This is a genomic window from Citrobacter freundii complex sp. CFNIH9 (assembly GCF_002903305.1).
GTDB lineage: Bacteria > Pseudomonadota > Gammaproteobacteria > Enterobacterales > Enterobacteriaceae > Citrobacter > Citrobacter portucalensis.
The window spans coordinates 836583-854726 of record NZ_CP026238.1 but is presented as its reverse complement, the minus strand read 5'-3'; the positions used below and the strand labels follow the sequence as shown (position 1 = coordinate 854726).

Below are 18144 nucleotides of genomic sequence, written 5' to 3'. Positions count from 1 at the left end.
CCAGTTACTTGAATTTGCAGCATTATGTCTATCCTACAGATGAATAATGTGACGAGTTCCAATTAACCAGATTTATATCTCCACCAAATTGCCGTTCTTAGAGATGGATATTAAAAAAAACAGAAATATACAAAATAAAACGGCACAGAATGTTTCTGTGCCGTTAATAAGAGGTGAAGATTATTTCAGAGTGCTAACCAGCGTTTTACGATCGTTTTCCAGCGTCACAACGCGGGAACAGACATCTTTGCCAAACTGCTGGAAGTCTTGTTCCTGATTCTTCCATTCGTTCTGAATTGAGGTCTGCAAGCCACCGAGGCTTCCGAGTACGCCCTGCAGTGGATTACCACCGCCTTTGAGTACGGCTTTCGCCCCCATTTCGTTGATGCTGTCCTGCAAAATGCCGCCCATCGCCTGATTAACCAGCTGTTGTCCGTCCGCGCGGACCTGATCAATCGCCTTATAATGGAAAGTCAGGCCATCAGTTCGATGCTCGATGATGCGGTTCATCTGCTCTTTCAATTGCGCATCCAGCTTGGTTAAGCGGCCACGCATGTTGCTGCTTTCACCGACCTCTTTGGCGATGATTTTGTCCAGCGCCACGCGACCTTTCTCTACGCGCGCTCTGGCACCTTCGTCGATCCACGGCAGGCTGCTACGCAACGCCGCCTGATAATCTTTGGCCTGCTCACGCTGTGCGGCGTTCAGGTTGTACTGTTTACCGTTGAAGGTGACATCACCAGCCTGGGTAATAACCAGGTCGCCATTCTCGCCCTTCACCTGCACCGTTTGTGGGCTCAAAATCACATCGTCACGCGGGGTGACGCTGCACTGGTAATCTGCATGTGCGGCCATCGCCGTGAACGTTAGGACTGCCGCCAGCAGCGTTTTGCGCATCATATCTTTCCCTCAATACAAATCGGGCCGGCATTTGCCGACCCTGTGCTACTTAGTCCCACCAAATATCGAAAAGTTCGCTGGTACGCACTTCTTCGAGTTTGTGCTCTTCCAGCCACTTACGCACGATTGCCTGGTGTTCTTCGGTGCATTTGCCGATTTCCTGCAGACAGATCAGACCTTCCCAGGCCAGATAGCCGCTGCCGTCAAAAGCCAGCTTGTTCGGTTCGATAACTTCATTGATAAAGTCATCAACGATTTGATCGACCTGCTCTCCAGATGTACCTTCCGGGAAACGCCATGCAACCGAAAATCCTACTTCCTGGAATTCTTCGATGTGCATCTTTTTACGCAGACGACGGCTACGGTTCTTTGCCATTATTTCACCCTCTCGAACATTAAGTCCCATACGCCGTGGCCAAGACGATGACCACGTTGTTCAAATTTGGTTACCGGGCGCGATTCCGGGCGCGGTACATAATCGTTACTCTCTGACTGGTTTTTATACCCGTCAATCGAGGACATCACTTCAAGCATGTGCTCCGCATACGCTTCCCAGTCGGTCGCCATATGGAACACGCCGCCCAGCTTCAGCTTACTTAAGATATGCTCAGCAAACGGTACCTGAACGATACGGCGTTTATTATGACGTGCTTTATGCCACGGGTCAGGGAAAAACAGCTGAACCATAGATAAAGAATTGTCAGGAATCATTTTATGCAGGACTTCAACGGCATCGTGGCACATGACGCGCAGGTTCTCGACACCCTCTTCATGGGCTGAAGCCAGACACGCACCAACGCCAGGTGAGTGAACCTCAATGCCGAGGAAATTCTGTTCCGGACGCGCTTTCGCCATTGCAACCAGCGACGCTCCCATACCAAAACCGATTTCCAGCGTGACTGGCGCGTCACGGCCAAACAGTTCTGCGAAATCTACAGGCTCTTCGCTGAACTCAACGCCCATCACCGGCCAGTAGTTTTCCAGCGCGTGTTCCTGCCCTTTCGTCAGTCGCCCCTGGCGACGAACAAAACTACGAATCCGGCGCAGAGGGCGGCCGTTTTCATCAAATTCCGGTGAAATGACGTCGTTCTTCATAAAAGTTTAGTCTGCTGTGTTTGAGTTCTGAAAACGGGCATTATCCAAAGTTAGTTGCCGGATGCAAGTAAAGGAAGAAAGTGAGCAGCGGAAAGTTCCGGTTTACACCCCGTTGCCGCTGTGCTGCAATCTTGCCCCCGGCAATAATGAAACGGTAATCATGCAAGCGTCTCAATTTTCGGCTCAGGTTTTGAGCTGGTACGACAAATACGGGCGGAAAACGCTGCCCTGGCAAATTGACAAGACGCCTTACAAAGTATGGCTCTCTGAGGTAATGCTGCAACAAACTCAGGTTGCGACCGTTATCCCTTATTTTGAGCGCTTTATGGCGCGCTTCCCAACGGTAACGGATTTAGCCCATGCGCCGCTGGATGAAGTTCTGCATTTGTGGACCGGGCTGGGTTATTACGCCCGTGCGCGAAATCTGCATAAAGCCGCGCAGCAGGTTGTGACGCTGCATAGCGGTATATTTCCGCAAACCTTTGATGAAGTAGCCGCCCTACCTGGCGTCGGACGTTCAACCGCAGGCGCGATCCTTTCTCTCTCTCTGGGTCAGCATTTTCCGATTCTCGACGGTAACGTCAAACGCGTGCTGGCTCGCTGTTATGCTGTAAGCGGCTGGCCGGGTAAAAAAGAGGTCGAAAAGAAGCTGTGGGAGCTGAGCGAGCAAGTTACGCCAGCCCAGGGTGTTGAGCGTTTTAATCAGGCGATGATGGATTTAGGCGCCATGGTCTGTACGCGCTCAAAACCTAAATGTTCCCTGTGTCCGTTGGAAAATGGCTGTGTGGCGAGCGCCAATGCAAGTTGGGCGCTGTATCCCGGTAAAAAGCCCAAACAGACGTTACCGGAACGAACGGGCTATTTTTTACTGATGCAGCATGATGACGAAGTGCTGCTCTCACAGCGACCGCCCAGCGGCTTGTGGGGTGGTTTATACTGTTTTCCGCAGTTTGACGACGAAGATGGACTTCGCAACTGGCTGGCGCAACGACAAATTAACGCAGATAATCTGACCCAACTTAATGCGTTTCGCCATACCTTTAGCCATTTCCACTTAGATATTGTGCCTATGTGGCTTCCCGTGTCTTCATTCACCTCATGCATGGATGAAGGCAACGCGCTCTGGTATAACTTAGCGCAACCGCCGTCGGTCGGACTGGCGGCTCCCGTGGAGCGTTTGTTACAGCAATTACGTGCCGGTACACACGTTTAACGTACCGGACGATAGAGAGGACTTTTTATGAGCAGAACGATTTTTTGCACTTTCCTGCAACGCGAAGCAGAAGGCCAGGATTTTCAGCTGTACCCGGGCGATCTGGGAAAACGCATTTATAACGAGATTTCTAAAGAAGCATGGGCGCAATGGCAGCATAAACAGACCATGCTGATTAACGAGAAAAAACTCAATATGATGAACGTCGAACACCGTAAGTTACTGGAACAGGAGATGATTAACTTCCTGTTTGAAGGTAAGGATGTGCATATTGAAGGCTATACGCCAGAATCATAAGAACCGTTGCCGGATGGCGCTGCGCTTATCCGGCCTACGTTTTAATCTGGTCCTTGCAAACAACAAACACAACACGCACTCCCGGAATGATGAAAAAATTTCTCGCGCTTGCCGTTATTGCGCCGTTGCTCATCTCCTGTTCCAGTTCGACCAAAAAAGGCGATTCCTATAACGAAGCCTGGGTCAAGGATACCAACGGTTTTGATATTCTGATGGGGCAATTTGCCCATAATATTGAGAATTTGTGGGGATTTAAGGAAGTGCTGATTGCGGGTCCGAAGGACTACGTAAAGTATACCGATCAGTATCAAACCCGCAGCCACATCAACTTTGATGACGGTACGATATCCGTCGAGACCATTGCCGGGACAGATCCCGCCGGACACCTGCGTCGGGCGATTATTAAGACATTGCTGATGGGCGATGATCCGGGATCTATCGACCTCTATTCCGATGTCGACGACATTAAGATTTCCAAAGAGCCATTCCTGTACGGACAGGTGGTTGATAATACCGGCCAGCCCATTCGTTGGGAGGGGCGTGCCACCAACTTTGCCAACTACCTGCTGCAAACACGACTTAAAAGCCGCAGCAATGGCCTGCGTATCATCTATAGCGTGACGATCAATCTGGTGCCGAACCACCTTGATAAGCGCGCGCATAAATACGTTGGCATGGTGCGTCAGGCTTCACGTAAGTATGGCGTCGACGAGTCGCTGATTCTGGCTATCATGCAAACCGAATCTTCGTTTAACCCGTATGCGGTGAGCCATGCCGATGCGCTGGGACTGATGCAGGTGGTACAGCACAGCGCCGGGAAAGATGTGTTCCGCTCGCAAGGGCGCTCAGGCACACCAAGCCGTAGCTTCTTGTTTGACCCGGCCAGCAACATTGATACCGGTACGGCCTATCTGGCAATGCTCAACAATGTCTATTTGGGCGGTATCGATAATCCGACCTCACGTCGCTATGCGGTAATCACCGCGTATAACGGCGGCGCGGGCAGCGTGCTACGCGTGTTCTCGAACGATAAAATTCAGGCCGCGAATATCATTAACAGCATGTCTCCTGGTGACGTTTATCAAACGCTGACCACCCGACATCCCTCTGCTGAATCACGCCGATACCTTTACAAGGTCAATTCCGCACAAAAATCCTATCGACGCCGCTAATGTATTCCTCTTCAGCCCCCTAAAACGGGGGCCTGAAGCACCAAAAATGTTAACTCCATCACTCTTTTGCTTTGCAATCAGAAATTGTTTGCAAATATTTGTCACAGGTAACAAAAAAAGAGTGCCTCTCATTGATAGAATCACATCATATAGCCACGGCAAATGTGCCTTTTAAAACATTCATCCGCATTACGGTGTGAGGAAATTAACATGAATCTTAAGCTGCAGCTGAAAGTTCTCTCGTTTCTGCAGTTCTGCTTATGGGGTAGTTGGCTCACTACCCTCGGCTCCTATATGTTTGTCACCCTTAAATTCGATGGTGCATCCATTGGCGCGGTGTATAGCTCGCTGGGGATCGCCGCCGTGCTTATGCCAACGCTGTTAGGGATCGTGGCCGATAAATGGATCAGTGCGAAGTGGGTTTACGCCCTTTGCCACCTGGTCGGTGCAGGAACGCTGTTTGCCGCAGCCGAAGTCACCACGCCAGGGGCCATGTTCTTTGTGATCTTGCTTAACTCCCTGGCCTATATGCCAACACTGGGGCTAATCAACACCATCTCCTACTATCGCCTGCAATCTGCCGGGATGGATATCGTTACCGACTTCCCGCCAATTCGTATCTGGGGCACCATCGGCTTTATTCTGGCGATGTGGGCAGTGAGCTTCTCCGGCTTTGAACTGAGCCATATGCAGCTGTATATCGGTGCGACATTGTCCCTGGTACTGGTACTGTTCACCCTGACGCTGCCGCATATTCCGGTTGCCAATCAGCAGAAAAACCAGAGCTGGACATCAATGCTCGGTCTGGATGCTTTCGCGCTGTTTAAAAACAAGCGTATGGCGATTTTCTTCATCTTCTCAATGATGCTGGGCGCAGAGCTGCAGATTACCAATATGTTTGGTAACACCTTCCTGCACAGCTTCGATAACAACCCACTGTTCTCCGGTAGCTTTATCGTGGAACACGCATCGGTGATGATGTCGATTTCACAGATTTCCGAGACGCTGTTTATCCTGACCATCCCGTTCTTCTTAAGCCGTTACGGTATTAAGAACGTGATGCTTATCAGTATTGTGGCGTGGATGCTGCGCTTCGGCCTGTTTGCATACGGCGATCCAACGCCATTCGGTACCGTGCTGCTGGTTCTGTCGATGATTGTTTACGGCTGCGCCTTCGACTTCTTCAACATCTCTGGTTCTGTGTTCGTGGAGAAAGAAGTACGCCCTGAAATCCGCGCCAGCGCACAGGGTATGTTCCTGATGATGACCAACGGCTTCGGTTGTATTCTGGGCGGACTGGTGAGCGGTAAAGTCGTTGAACACTATACGCTGAACGGTATTACCGACTGGCAGACCGTGTGGTTGATCTTCGCAGGTTACTCGCTGGTTCTGGCTTTTGCCTTCGTTGCGCTGTTTAAATACAAACACGTACGCGTTCCAGCAGGCACCCAGACTATCGCGCACTAACGTTTACGCAGAGAAAAGCGGGTTGCCAAAAGGTAACCCGCTTTTTTTGCGCTTACTTCACAACATATCCATACAGACGCTTAATACCGTCTGCATCCGTTTCACTGTAAACACCTTGCAGCTCCGGCGAGAAGCCTGGCAGCAGGTTTACGCCCTCTTCCAGCGCCAGGAAATATTGCTGTACCGCCCCACCCCATACTTCGCCCGGTACCACGCACAGCACGCCCGGAGGATAAGGCAGCGCACCTTCCGCCGCAATGCGGCCAGCTGCTTCACTAATCCGCACCAGTTCAACATCACCACGGATAAAAGCGCTGTTCGCATCCTGTGGGTTCATCGCCACGGCAGGTAAACTTTCCTGACGGAACATCGCTTTTTGCAGATCTTTCACATCAAAGCTGACATACAGTGAGTGCATCTCCTGGCACAGTTCACGCAGGGTGTAATCCCGATAGCGTACCGGATACTTATTGAAGATGGTTGGCAGCACATCTGCCAGCGGCGTATCGTCTTCAATATGCTGCTCAAACTGCGCCAGCATCGCCACCAGTTGCGCCAGTTTCTCAGCGCTTTCTGCCGGGGTCAGCAGGAACAGAATCGAGTTAAGGTCGCATTTCTCCGGTACGATGCCGTTTTCACGCAGGTAATGCGCCAGAATCGTCGCCGGAATACCAAACTCGGTATATTGCCCGGTTTGTGCGTCAATGCCCGGAGTGGTTAACAGCAGTTTGCAAGGGTCAACGAAATACTGGTCACGCGCGTAGCCGGAAAAACCATGCCATTTAGCACCCGGTTCAAAGCTAAAGAAGCGGCGCTCGCTGGCAATCACCTGCGTCGGATAGCTTTCCCACGGTTTGCCATCAACTACCGGGGGAATAAACGGCTGAATCATCTTGCAGCGGGTAAGAATCGCTTTACGGGCCTCAATGCCCAGCGTCACACACTCCGCCCACAGCCGACGACCGCTCTCGCCTTCATGGATTTTGGCGTTAATGTCCAGCGCCGCAAACAGCGGGTAAAACGGACTGGTAGAAGCATGCAGCATAAATGCATTATTCAGACGCTTATGCGGGCAGAACCGCGCCTGACCGCGAATATGGTTATCCTTTTTGTGGATCTGCGAGGTTTGCGAGAATCCGGCCTGCTGTTTGTGTACCGACTGGGTGACAAAGATCCCCGGATCGTTAGCATCGAGATCCAACAGCAGCGGTGACCCATCGGCCATCATCGGAATAAATTGTTCGTAGCCGACCCATGCGGAGTCAAACAGGATGTAATCACACAGATGACCGATCTTGTCGATCACCTGCCGGGCATTGTAGATCGTACCGTCATAGGTGCCGAGCTGAATGATCGCCAGACGGAACGGGCGCGGTTGATCGGCCTTTTGCGGCGCAACCTCGCGAAGTTGCTGGCGCAGATACTCCTCATCAAAACAGTGCTCGTCAATACCGCCAATAAAGCCAAACGGATTACGCGCCGCTTCCAGATACACCGGCGTCGCACCCGCCTGGATCAGCGCACCGTGGTGGTTCGACTTATGGTTATTACGGTCAAACAGCACCAGATCGCCGCGCGTCAGCAGCGCATTGGTTACTACTTTATTGGCCGCAGAGGTCCCGTTCAGCACAAAGTAGGTTTTATCCGCGTGGAAAACTTTCGCGGCAAATTTCTGCGCATGTTTCGCCGAGCCTTCATGAATCAGCAGATCGCCAAGCTTAACGTCGGCGTTGCACATATCCGCGCGAAACAGATTCTCGCCAAAGAACTCGTAGAAATGGCGCCCCGCGGGATGCTTTTTAAAGAACTCACCGTGTTGATGTCCTGGGCAGGCAAATGTGCTGTTCCCCATCTCGACATACTGAGTCAATGTGTCATAGAACGGCGGCAGCAAATTTTCTTCATACTGACAGGCAGCAGACTCCAGCTCCAGCCAGTCCTGCGCCTGACCGCGAATGACCGCATTCACGCCCGCCGGCAGATCAACATCCGACTCTGCGAACAGAAACACGGGTATATGAAAACCGGTGCGTTTCAGCAAAGCAAGGATCCCGCTGCGGCTATCCGCAACGGTAATGACGACTGCCGCAACGTCAGTAAAATCAGTACTGTCCAGCGACACCACCTGACGATGGCTGGACAGACGAGAAACCAGTTCTCCACTGGCGGCAATTTTCATTGATTTCATAAGCGCAATAACCCGTTTCGGGAAAATCAAAAGTCCCGGACAAAGCCATATTGCTTTGCCCACGAAATGACAGGTCAAACTGGTTACCAGCCCCGACCGCCAGACATCAGTAAAAGCAGATAGCCTCTGATTTTACTGTTATCCTGCAGTGAGCGTGCGCTGCCCTCACCGCATGGTGGGAGCGTAAAGATAAGTCGCAGGAAGGGGCAAACGTCGCGCAAAAAGGCGATGTTGAAGGCGATGTAGGGGGAGTAATATCATCCCAGGCAGCCCCATTCAGACAGGAGAAAATTCGCGCAATCATGGCACCTTTCACTTTCAGGCGCAAGATAAAATCCGGAGCCTGAACCTCACAGATAAACAAGCAATCCGCCTGTCAATCGCGGCATAATAATGCAATCTGAAAACATATTTTACCCAGAGAATTGCCTTTAGCATCAAGACGATAATGGGTATGCAGGAGCAAACGTGGTAATTGGACCCTTTATTAATGCTGGCGCCATTTTATTTGGTGGTGTTCTCGGCGCACTACTCAGCCAGCATTTACCGGAACGCATTCGTGCCTCCATGACCTCCATATTCGGATTGTGCTCTTTGGGAATTGGTATTTTGCTGGTTATCAAATGCGCTAACCTACCGGTGATGGTCCTGGCTACGTTGGTCGGTGCATTAATTGGTGAGTTCTGTTATCTGGAAAAAGGGATCAATACCGCGGTTGCCAAAGCGCAGCAGCTTTTCACCCGGTCGGATGCCAACACCACGCACGAATCCTTCATCCAGAGCTATGTGGCCATCATCGTGCTATTTTGCGCCAGTGGTACCGGGATCTTCGGGGCGATACATGAAGGGATGACCGGCGATCCTAATATTTTAATCGCCAAGTCGTTTCTTGATTTCTTCACGGCCATCATTTTTGCCTGTTCATTAGGTATCGCGGTATCGGCAATTTGTGTACCAATGCTGGCAATCCAGCTAACGCTTGCCACCTGCGCGGCAATGATTTTGCCCCTAACGACGCCAGCCATGATGGCCGATTTCAGCGCCGTAGGTGGGCTACTGTTGTTGGCAACCGGTTTACGTATTTGTGGAATCAAAATGTTTGCGGTTGTGAATATGCTTCCTGCCCTTCTGCTGGCAATGCCGCTTTCTGCCGCGTGGACGGCATTTTTTGCCTGAGAATGCGTGCAATAGCAACAATGTGGTGATAGATTGTGCAGTCTGCGTTGATTTGAAGAAATTTCGTTGACGAAACGAAGCGAATCGGTTTTAATGCGCCTCGTTGCCCGGATAGCTCAGTCGGTAGAGCAGGGGATTGAAAATCCCCGTGTCCTTGGTTCGATTCCGAGTCCGGGCACCAAAATTTAGAAAAACCAGCCTTAGGGCTGGTTTTTTGCTTTTGGCGAAGCGGACTCTTCATCGAACTTCGCCAACTGCTCACCTCCAATTCGTCTACTCTCATACACAAATTAGATTGGCAGAAGTCGCGCGTAAGCTGCTGGCATCTACCTTTCTCGGCAACACTCAAGAGCATGGGCGAATCCAGGACGTTGAGACACACCGCCACCCCACTTGTATACCCGAAATCTTAAAATCTGATCCGAAGGAGACGCTTCTTGTCTTACTCTGATGTTGTATATTCCAGAATTTTCATCATTTATTCCCGGCTTAAATTCATTCAGGAGAACAAACCAATATTAGTGTTAAGGCAATAATATAGTTTTACTCCCGAATATTGCATCCCCCTAAAAACTCTTCGTACTGTTATAATTCTCCCAATAATACTGCCAGCCAGCCCCACACGGATAAACTGTACTCTGCAATAGGATTGCATATATTTAAATAATACATACAAAACCATCAATTATTATTTAACCGAATGTTTTAATAAACAGCAATTCTCTTTTTAGGTCTTTATTTCATGTGTATAATTCAGTTTGAGTTTTCAGATAAATAATTGCAGGAAACACCTGACGCCATTGAGGATGCAAATATGAATTCCAGGTCAGCAGTATTTTTATGTACAGCAGTATTTCTGCTAGCTGGCTGCGCGCCACACTCTCCTATTGATGCAAAGAAAGCAGGGGCACGGACAGAGAACGGTGTAAGTAAGACTGCTTCAGCACAGCAACTGACGGACAAGGATATTTTCGGCAATGAAACTACGCTGGCGGTGTCCGAAGAGGAGATCCAGGCTGCGCTGGAAGGGAATGTATTTCGCGTACCTCTGAATTCCCCTGTTATTCTGGTACAGTCCGGTAGCCGAGCACCGGAAGCCATCATGCAGCAGGAAATGAGTCGATATTATACCGTCGCAACCTTCTCCGGTATCCCGGACAGGCAAAAGACCGTGACTTGTAATAAAGATAAAAATAAAGACGAGAGCCAGGATATTGCTGTTGTAGAAAACATGAACTGGATGCAGGCTCTGCGTTATGTCGCCGCGAAAGGTCATCAGAAAGCAATCATCGTTTATCAGGATACATTGCAGTCAGGCAAATATGACGCTGCGACAAAAAACATGGTCTGGTCAGATTATAAAAATGAAAAACTAACCGACAATACATCACTACGTTATCTGGTGCGTTTCACTCTAGTGGACGTGGCAACAGGTGAATGGGCTACCTGGTCGCCGGTCAATTATGAAGATAAAATGCTGCTACCACTGCCAGGGAAAAAAAATGCCGCAGAAGCAACTGCTGAAAAGCAATTTTCGCAGCTTAAGCAAAAAGCCTATGCCTCAATGGTTAAAGACCTGGTGAACCGTTACCAGTAATCCGTCCTGGCTACCGCCGATAATTTGCGGCGGTAGCCATCGATATGAAAATTTCAGGGTGTACGGCTCACCTTTTTTGCTGACAGATAATGCCATTGACCGCGTAGAATATCTATGCGGGGATTAACCAGACAACTTCGACTTTTGCTATAGACCCCAGATATTTTTGCAGACAAGAGCTGCAATGATGATTGGATCGAAATAAATACTCTTCACAATGTATATTCCTCAGAAAAGCCGCTCCTCCCACAAGCTATAGGCGCTGGTTCCAGCAATACAGTGCTCCTGGGTAATACTTTCATAGCTCAGTGACAATGATTCTTCCGGTTGCCCCTGGCTGTTATTAATGGTGTGCGGCACAACATGCTTGATGCTGGCGATACGGGCATTAATCAGCTTCACTTTGTAATACAGTTCATTAATGCCAAAGCGGTTGGTACGATAATACTCAAAATCGCAGGTCAGACACTCATTCTCACTGATGGCTTTAGTCAGTAACGGGGAGGATTTATCCACCGGCTTCTGGATCACCAGCGTCTGATGATTCACATTCTGTGCGCGAGTCAGTGCGTGGGACAAACCCAGCACCATAATCTGATCCGTATGCGTAATCTGCGCTTTATTGCCAATGGAGGCCATGGAAGAACAGCCTGCGGAGATCAGCCCCTGAAGGTCGCCGTTCAATGTCATATAAACCGGATTTGCCATAGTAAACTCCTTTTATTTCGTCGTTATTTTCCGGATTTGATTTCAGTTGTCGCTTCCGGCATTTCGCCGTTTTTCAGCAGCATCCAGCGGCTTAACACGCCGTCCAGTCGCTCATTAATCTGTTTTTCCAGCGCCTGCGTGTTCTGACCCTGTGTCCGAGCGTCATGGTACTGCGTCAGTAATGATTCCAGCGGTGTCTCCTGCCCCAGCCTACGCTCGGCCTGCCAGATGACATTTTTTATATAAGAAAGTGTCAGTCCTTCTTTCTCGCTCTGCATCACAAGGTCAGCAAAGGCGTGTAAATCCTGGCGAGTCTGTAACCAGCCCCGTAGCTGTGGACTGTTCTGTGCTCGAGTTTTCAGGGTTTCACTCCACTGAGCAGAGGCCTGTTGTTGTTGCAGGCTTTCCGGCCAGCGAGTGTCCGCTGTGCGCATCATCTGCATCCCGGTCTCCAGCAGTTGTAATGGCGACGTATCAGGAAGCAGTTGCAACTGTTGTCCGTAACTGTCCAGGTCCGGTGATGTCAGCCAGACCGTTGCCGCGCCCTGTGCCGTATCCCTGACCTGTGCCAGTTGCTGTTGCATCGGGTACACCTGCCACCACCAGAGTACTGCGGCGATAACCGCAGTAGCGGCGATACCGGCCATAAAACCTTTCACCGGACTGCCCTGATCGGCAATACACCCATTATCCGCCAGACCACGGACTTCCACCCTCATCTCCGGCAATTCGGGGAGAGAAGAGAGTGTCTCAGTAACCATGGGCGCATTACTTTCCGGGGCATAGACCAGCGTTCTGACGGTGGCCTGTGGGACAGCATCTGTATTATTCCGGGGTTGCGGCTCCAGCCGTTTGCGCGTGTTCTGTATAAAATAAAGCAGATTCTCCACACGCGGCGGGTGTTTAAGCTCCACCTGCTGGAGTTTGTCACAGATAAGCTGTAAGGCCCGTTCGGTACGGTACAGCAGAGGCAGGTCGCTTTCCGCAAAGGAGGTCTGCTGGCGCAGGATATTTCCGCTACGGGTGTTAAGCCAGTCCAGCATATCAGTACGAGCAGATCCACCCTGCGGCCAGAATTTGTCCCATTCATAGGTAATCATTGCCGCCAGCAGTTCGGCTCCTTCACAAAAACCGACCAACCCCTGCGTGCGGGTACGCGCCAGGGTGTAGTAAGTGACCGTGTGCAAATCCACGCCATTAGCCTTAAAAATTGTCAGCGCCAGCGATTCCACCAGCCTCCAGTTCATTTCCGGCTGAGACGGGTGGCTAGCCTTGTTGATTTCCTCGCGAATAGCGATGAACTCCGGCAGATTACGCGGATCACTGCCAGTGACGATAGTTTGTATGAGTGCGTCGTTGCTCATCCCGGTCTCCTTCCTCAGTACAGCGTGTCCGTTAGCCGGAACTGACTGAACAGTCCACCACTAAACGGGTTGTCTTCAGTATCAGCGTGTATCCGGTAGACCATCGCGCCACTGTCCACGTTAAAGCGCACGCTGAATGTCCCCTCTTCCACGCTGGTTAACTGGCCTGCACCAAATAGCCGGAACTGCGCCCACGGCCCACTGAAACTGATACTTCGCGGTGCCCCACCATTGGTGCTAACCAGCGTCAGTTTGCTTTCATTACCTTCCCGCATGTTGTTCGGCCAGACCAGATGAGCGGTGTAATTACGCCCTTGGCTGTAGTCAATTAATTGCCCGTCCAGATTCAGTACACTGCGGCGCTTATTGCCGGAAAGCGAGACGGTCTCCACCGCAAACTGTGTTCCCAGGCCATTCTGCTTACTGAAGAATATGTCACGGACTTTCTGCGCGGTATCCAGTTGCCGGATGATGTCCTCACGGATAATCACGCCGTCCCCCCCGTCACGACTTAAATCATTCTCAATAAACAGTTTCAGGTTCTGCTGATAAAAGGTATCCAGCACACCGTCCGGTTTAAAGAAACGTTCAAATGCATCCAGCGAGGCATCTTGGGATGAACGTGGATTAAACGGATAGTTATTTGCAAGCTGTTCGTTGAACGGTTTCACCACGTTGTCACGCCAGTCAATTTCCATATAGTGAACCGCTTCCACCATCACCACATGCCAGGCCTGGTCGGCGAGTTTACCCACCCAGCGATTAAGTGGTGCAGGAAGCGTTTTCGCCATCTGGCGGGTAGCAAATATAGGGTCACTGCTGTTCTGGTCAAGGCGGAGCTGAACAGCTTTCAGCGCCGATTTCCCCGGTACCGGCGCATTCTGGATAGCCAGCAGGTAGCGATGCAGTTCCGTTAGCTGCTGATAGACCGCCTGTAAGGTATTTTCCTTGTTATTCTGCACTGCCAGGGTAGCGTTTTCCGGTGCGAACTCATGTCCGAGACGCGTCAGCAGGCGATAATCCGGCTCTGCCTGCATATCTTCTCGCTCTTTATCAGAGAGCTTTTCAGAGAGAATGGCTGGCTGCGTATTATCCCGCAGCGCCGTCAGCGCACGCTGCAACGGCTGATCGCCGCTGATAACCTGCTCCAGTGAGCCGGTCAGTTGTACAATGGATTCATAATCGCGCACATTGAGGTTGTCCATCCCCGCCCGCCAGGTGGCGGTATAGTCGCTGATATACTGCTCGGTCAACTGGCGCTGAATTTCAGCACGATCGGCTTGGCTGTATTTGACACTTTGGGTAAGATTCAACACCCAGGAATCCATCGCTGTCAGTTCTACCAGCGCATCACGTTGCTTCACAAAATAACTTTGCAGGCCATAGCGGGTGAGAAACTGCGGAATCACCAGTTTGTTGTCATCAGGGGCAACGAAGATCTGATCGAACGTCGGACCAATCTGATCGCGCAGGTTCAGATCGGCAGGCAGGACACCAAGCGCCCGTGTTTTCAGACTTTGGTAAACACGCTGGTAAACAGGTAGTTTACTTAACTCTTTCTGTGCAGCCACCACCAGACCGTCATACGGTGTCCAGCGGCTGATGACATCCCCGTCGCCCGCTGTACGCTCTGCGTGCCAGTCGGTGTGCTTCAACGCGTAGTCGAGGTGCGACATCAGTTGCGCCTGGATGTCCTGCTTGCCGTGGAACTCGTCACTCCAGCGCTTCGCCATGTACAGCTTAACCACTTCATGATTACGTCCGCTTTTATCCTCCAGCATTCTCATCACACGCAACACGGCGAGTTTTTCTTCGCTCTCTGGCGGTGCAGCATTCATTTCTTTCACCAGACCGTTAAACAGCGCAGGCAAAAAGTGCTGATCCAACAGTTGCAGATAGGTTTGTTCGACATACGGTCCGACGCGCCGTCCCTGATACAATCCCATATCCGCCAGGCGACTGCGGTCATCCCAGTTTCCATAGGCCAGCGTCGCGTCGCGCACCGGGTTAAGCAGCGGTAGTTGCATATTACCGTAGTCATCAATCCCTTGCGGAGGCGTGATCGCCATAAAGGCTTCCGCCTGTTTCAGCACCTGTACGCCGGAGGCGTAGTTATTATTATAATAATGGTGCCATCCGGTGATGAGCAGTAATGCCGCCACCCCACCCACTGCGGAAAAAGACGTAAGACGGCGACGGCTGTTTATCAGCCAGGTGCGGCTTTCTCCAGCCAGATTTGGCTCCGCCAGCAGCGCTTGTGGAAACAGATTGCGGGTAAAGTAAGATGCGGTATCCACCAGCGGCCAGGCGATCAGTGGACTGCCATCCAGCCGATACTGCCGGGCGGCAGATTGCGTAAAGATGTCATCCATTTGGCCCCGTTGCAGTGACGAAGTGAGGTATACCCCACGCAGCATCACATCCATATTTTCACCGTCCAGCAGGCTGTCGAGCAGGGCGACCAGGTAGTCCCGGCTTCCCTGTATCTGGCGGGAAAAACTGAACAGGGAACTGCGCATATGCGTCTGCAAGAGCATCAGATCCGGCAAGGCATGGTTCATTTGATCGCACCATGTCTGCCAGAAAGCATCCAGCTCCGCGCGCCAGTCCTCGTTTTCATGAGCGCAGCGGGTGAAGGTAACACCCAGAATCGTATCGCGATCTTTTTTGTTCAGTGACTGAAACAGGGCGGCAAAGCCGTGTAACAAATCCAGCCGCGTCAGCACCACGTAAACCGGTAGCTGACAGTGGAGGTGCTGGCGCATATCCTGCAAACGGCTGCGCAGCGTCTGCAACAGATGCTCACGACGGCGTTTGTCAGCCGTCAGCAGGTCAGGTAAGTCGAGAGTGATAATGATCCCGTTCAGCGGCTGGCGGGCACGTTTTTCCACCAGCCAGTCCAGAACGTGCTCCCATAATCGACGGTGCAGGACATCAGCATCCGGCTGTTCACAGAGCGAGCCATCAATATCAAAAATCACCGCCTGTTTTCCGACATGCGGCGTCAGGTACACTCGTTGTTCTGCACCACGAACCGTTTCCGGCGTATAAATGATATCGGACGGAAATCCCTCACGTAACAGTGCGGTTTTACCGCTCCCGGCAGGGCCGATGACCATATACCACGGTAGTTGCCACAGATAACGACGGTTGTCGAGATGGCGTTGCAGGCGCAGTAACCACCAGTCGAGGTAACGCTGTTGCGCATTCAGCTCGACGCTCAGCGGGTCTTGCGCTTCCTTACGTTGTTGTTTTTGTTGTTTCTCAAGCTGTTGCAGGCGCTTCATCACCCGGACGGTGAGCCACCCCAGGGCGATAATCCCCCATGCCGACGTCGCCAGCCAGCGATTGGACAGCGGTTTAAGCCACAGCTCGTCATACAACGACCATGACGGGCCTTTCCACCAGATCCACACCAGCAGGAAAACCCATGCCAGCACCAGCAGCCAGAACGCGGAGACCTTAAACCGTGGCATCGCGGGTCGCAAAACTGATTTCATGCCACTAAACAGTCGGGGGGTCGGTATTCTCACAAAAACTCCTGTTATCTCTTACTGTTCTGCCGTGAACTTCTGTTCAAGCTGCTCAAGTAGTGATGGTTCCCACTCTGCCAGCACTATTCGCAAGCCGGTGTTGAACAGCATCCGAAACTGTTGCTGCGCCATTTTTGCCATTCCAGCATCGTCCATCAGTTGTGCGCCAAAATACTGACGATAAAACTGGTCACGGGGGGAACCTTCGGGCAGCGTATCCAGATACCGTAATGCAGCCTCCAGCCCCTGTTCAGTAAAACAGGCCAAGGCGTTCTGCCATTCCTCGCCGGATTGCTGTGCTGATACGGGCTGAGCGGAGGACGGCGAGGCGGTCATCCACTGTTTTGTCTGACTGCTGATAAAGGGCGTATGGTCGTTAAACAGCAGAGTGGAAAGCTGGGGCAAACGGGTAAGAAAACCGATAGCTTCTTCATGGATAGCCTCTGCCACGGCGGTGTAGCCCAGCCGCTGCGCAACCTGCGCTGAAAGGTAATGACCGTCAAACCAGTAGGGCGCCAGAAGTGCGCTTTTCTCTACCTGTTGCCACAGCGTCATGTCGGCATTGTTCAGACGCGCATGAAAATCATCCATCATATCGGCAGGGAACGCGGCCAGCGGTGTGCGTCCGTTACTTTCAGCCTGCGGCGCGGAGGTAATTGCCAGCCACAGCGCATGGCGACGCAGACGGTAGCCAAGCGGCACGTCCGGCTGGCGTTCGCATAAAATGGCAGCGACTTTCAGCAACGTATCGCGCCAGGCTTTGTCGTCATGGCTGTCAATATTCATCACCGGTGCGGGGGCTACCGAAGATGGCGCAGGTGCAGATGCGACCGGCACAGTAGAAAGCGGTACAGAAGCGACGGCAGATTGTGCTGCAACGGGCGTTTCGGCAGGTTCGCTGTCGCGAAATGCCCGCATGTACAGCGCAGCAACATCATCCGTTGCCTGCGCCAGTTCAGTCGCGTTATTGTCCTGCCACAGTAGCGCCAGTTTTGCCAGTTCACCCAACAACAGATCGCGCTGCGTCGCAGCAGCATTCTCTGCAAAACCGGAAATGCCCGCCTCAAAACGCTTTATGACCTGGGCGGCAAAACGTTTTTTATGCGCCATTCCCGGTGCTGCCACCGTCCAGTAATGCTCCACGTAAAGCGCCAGCAAACGCAGCGCCAGCAGCGGATCACCGGCGTGCTGCAGGGTACGTAAAAGATGGGTCAGCAGGCGAAAATCCTTGCTTTTAGAGGCCAGGAGCGTCAACCCCCGGCGCTGAATTTCCGGGATATCAAGCTGGCTGTGAGCCAGAGAGCCGAGTTTAAGCATGTCGCCGTCAATATATTCCCAGTCAGGATTATCATCTTTCAGCACAGAGGTCAGTTTGTCTTCCGGCAGATTTTCCAGCAGATGCGATATCCAGATATCCGGGTTACGTAAGTCCAT

13 protein-coding genes, 1 tRNA gene and 1 pseudogene are annotated in these 18144 nt (G+C 51.7%); 7 read left to right on the top strand and 8 right to left on the bottom strand.

Annotation, left to right across the window (positions count from 1 at the left end):
- Positions 1-180: 180 nt before the first annotated feature.
- From C2U43_RS04305 to trmB, 3 genes are read right to left on the bottom strand one after another with little or no spacing between them, the layout of a single operon-like run.
- Positions 181-900 (bottom strand): DUF2884 domain-containing protein, encoded by a 720-nt coding sequence (locus tag C2U43_RS04305; RefSeq protein ID WP_003825409.1) that lies wholly within the window; start codon positions 898-900, stop codon positions 181-183.
- A 49-nt stretch (positions 901-949) separates the two neighbouring features.
- On the bottom strand, positions 950-1276 hold the full coding sequence (locus C2U43_RS04300; RefSeq protein WP_003027115.1) for a YggL family protein: 327 nt from the start codon (positions 1274-1276) through the stop codon (positions 950-952).
- Positions 1276-1995, bottom strand: a complete 720-nt coding sequence (gene trmB, locus C2U43_RS04295) for a tRNA (guanosine(46)-N7)-methyltransferase TrmB (protein WP_003825406.1) — start codon at positions 1993-1995, stop codon at positions 1276-1278. The genes C2U43_RS04300 and trmB overlap by 1 nt, the downstream gene beginning before the upstream one ends.
- 160 nt (positions 1996-2155) lie before the next feature.
- Between trmB and mutY the strand changes: the two genes are divergently transcribed.
- The 4 genes from mutY (at position 2156) to C2U43_RS04275 (ending at position 6144) form a co-directional block, all read left to right on the top strand.
- On the top strand, positions 2156-3208 hold the full coding sequence (gene mutY, locus C2U43_RS04290; protein WP_032941749.1) for an A/G-specific adenine glycosylase: 1053 nt from the start codon (positions 2156-2158) through the stop codon (positions 3206-3208).
- A 27-nt stretch (positions 3209-3235) separates the two neighbouring features.
- Entirely contained in the window at positions 3236-3505 is a 270-nt protein-coding gene (locus C2U43_RS04285; RefSeq protein ID WP_003027126.1) for an oxidative damage protection protein, read from the top strand.
- Positions 3506-3591: 86 nt separating this feature from the next.
- Positions 3592-4677, top strand: coding sequence for a membrane-bound lytic murein transglycosylase MltC (gene mltC / locus C2U43_RS04280; protein ID WP_158654522.1), 1086 nt, complete (start codon positions 3592-3594; stop codon positions 4675-4677).
- Positions 4678-4887: 210 nt separating this feature from the next.
- Complete coding sequence (locus tag C2U43_RS04275; RefSeq protein ID WP_071445575.1) at positions 4888-6144, top strand: nucleoside permease; 1257 nt, start codon at positions 4888-4890, stop codon at positions 6142-6144.
- Positions 6145-6196: 52 nt separating this feature from the next.
- Here C2U43_RS04275 and C2U43_RS04270 read toward each other — a convergent pair whose 3' ends face one another.
- Complete coding sequence (locus C2U43_RS04270) at positions 6197-8332, bottom strand: ornithine decarboxylase (protein WP_103284729.1); 2136 nt, start codon at positions 8330-8332, stop codon at positions 6197-6199.
- Between the two features lie 468 nt (positions 8333-8800).
- Between C2U43_RS04270 and C2U43_RS04265 the strand changes: the two genes are divergently transcribed.
- The 3 genes from C2U43_RS04265 to C2U43_RS04255 all read left to right on the top strand — a co-directional run bounded on the left by C2U43_RS04265 (position 8801) and on the right by C2U43_RS04255 (position 11105).
- Positions 8801-9508, top strand: a complete 708-nt coding sequence (locus C2U43_RS04265; protein WP_048215570.1) for a DUF554 domain-containing protein — start codon at positions 8801-8803, stop codon at positions 9506-9508.
- A 105-nt stretch (positions 9509-9613) separates the two neighbouring features.
- Positions 9614-9689, top strand: a tRNA-Phe gene (locus tag C2U43_RS04260).
- A gap of 633 nt (positions 9690-10322) precedes the next feature.
- Positions 10323-11105 (top strand): hypothetical protein, encoded by a 783-nt coding sequence (locus C2U43_RS04255; protein ID WP_103284728.1) that lies wholly within the window; start codon positions 10323-10325, stop codon positions 11103-11105.
- Between the two features lie 228 nt (positions 11106-11333).
- On the opposite strand, the gene C2U43_RS04250 is transcribed toward C2U43_RS04255, so the two are convergent.
- The 4 genes and pseudogenes from C2U43_RS04250 to tssA all read right to left on the bottom strand — a co-directional run bounded on the left by C2U43_RS04250 (position 11334) and on the right by tssA (position 18144).
- Positions 11334-11813, bottom strand: a complete 480-nt coding sequence (locus C2U43_RS04250) for an Hcp family type VI secretion system effector (protein WP_047408701.1) — start codon at positions 11811-11813, stop codon at positions 11334-11336.
- Positions 11725-13177, bottom strand: a pseudogene (locus C2U43_RS04245) (VasL domain-containing protein). The gene C2U43_RS04250 and the pseudogene C2U43_RS04245 overlap by 89 nt, the downstream one beginning before the upstream one ends.
- A gap of 14 nt (positions 13178-13191) precedes the next feature.
- Positions 13192-16623, bottom strand: coding sequence for a type VI secretion system membrane subunit TssM (gene tssM, locus C2U43_RS04240; protein WP_158654568.1), 3432 nt, complete (start codon positions 16621-16623; stop codon positions 13192-13194).
- Positions 16624-16728: 105 nt separating this feature from the next.
- Positions 16729-18144 carry a type VI secretion system protein TssA gene (gene tssA / locus C2U43_RS04235; protein WP_103285964.1) on the bottom strand — a complete coding sequence of 472 codons (1416 nt, stop codon included), beginning with the start codon at positions 18142-18144 and terminating at the stop codon, positions 16729-16731.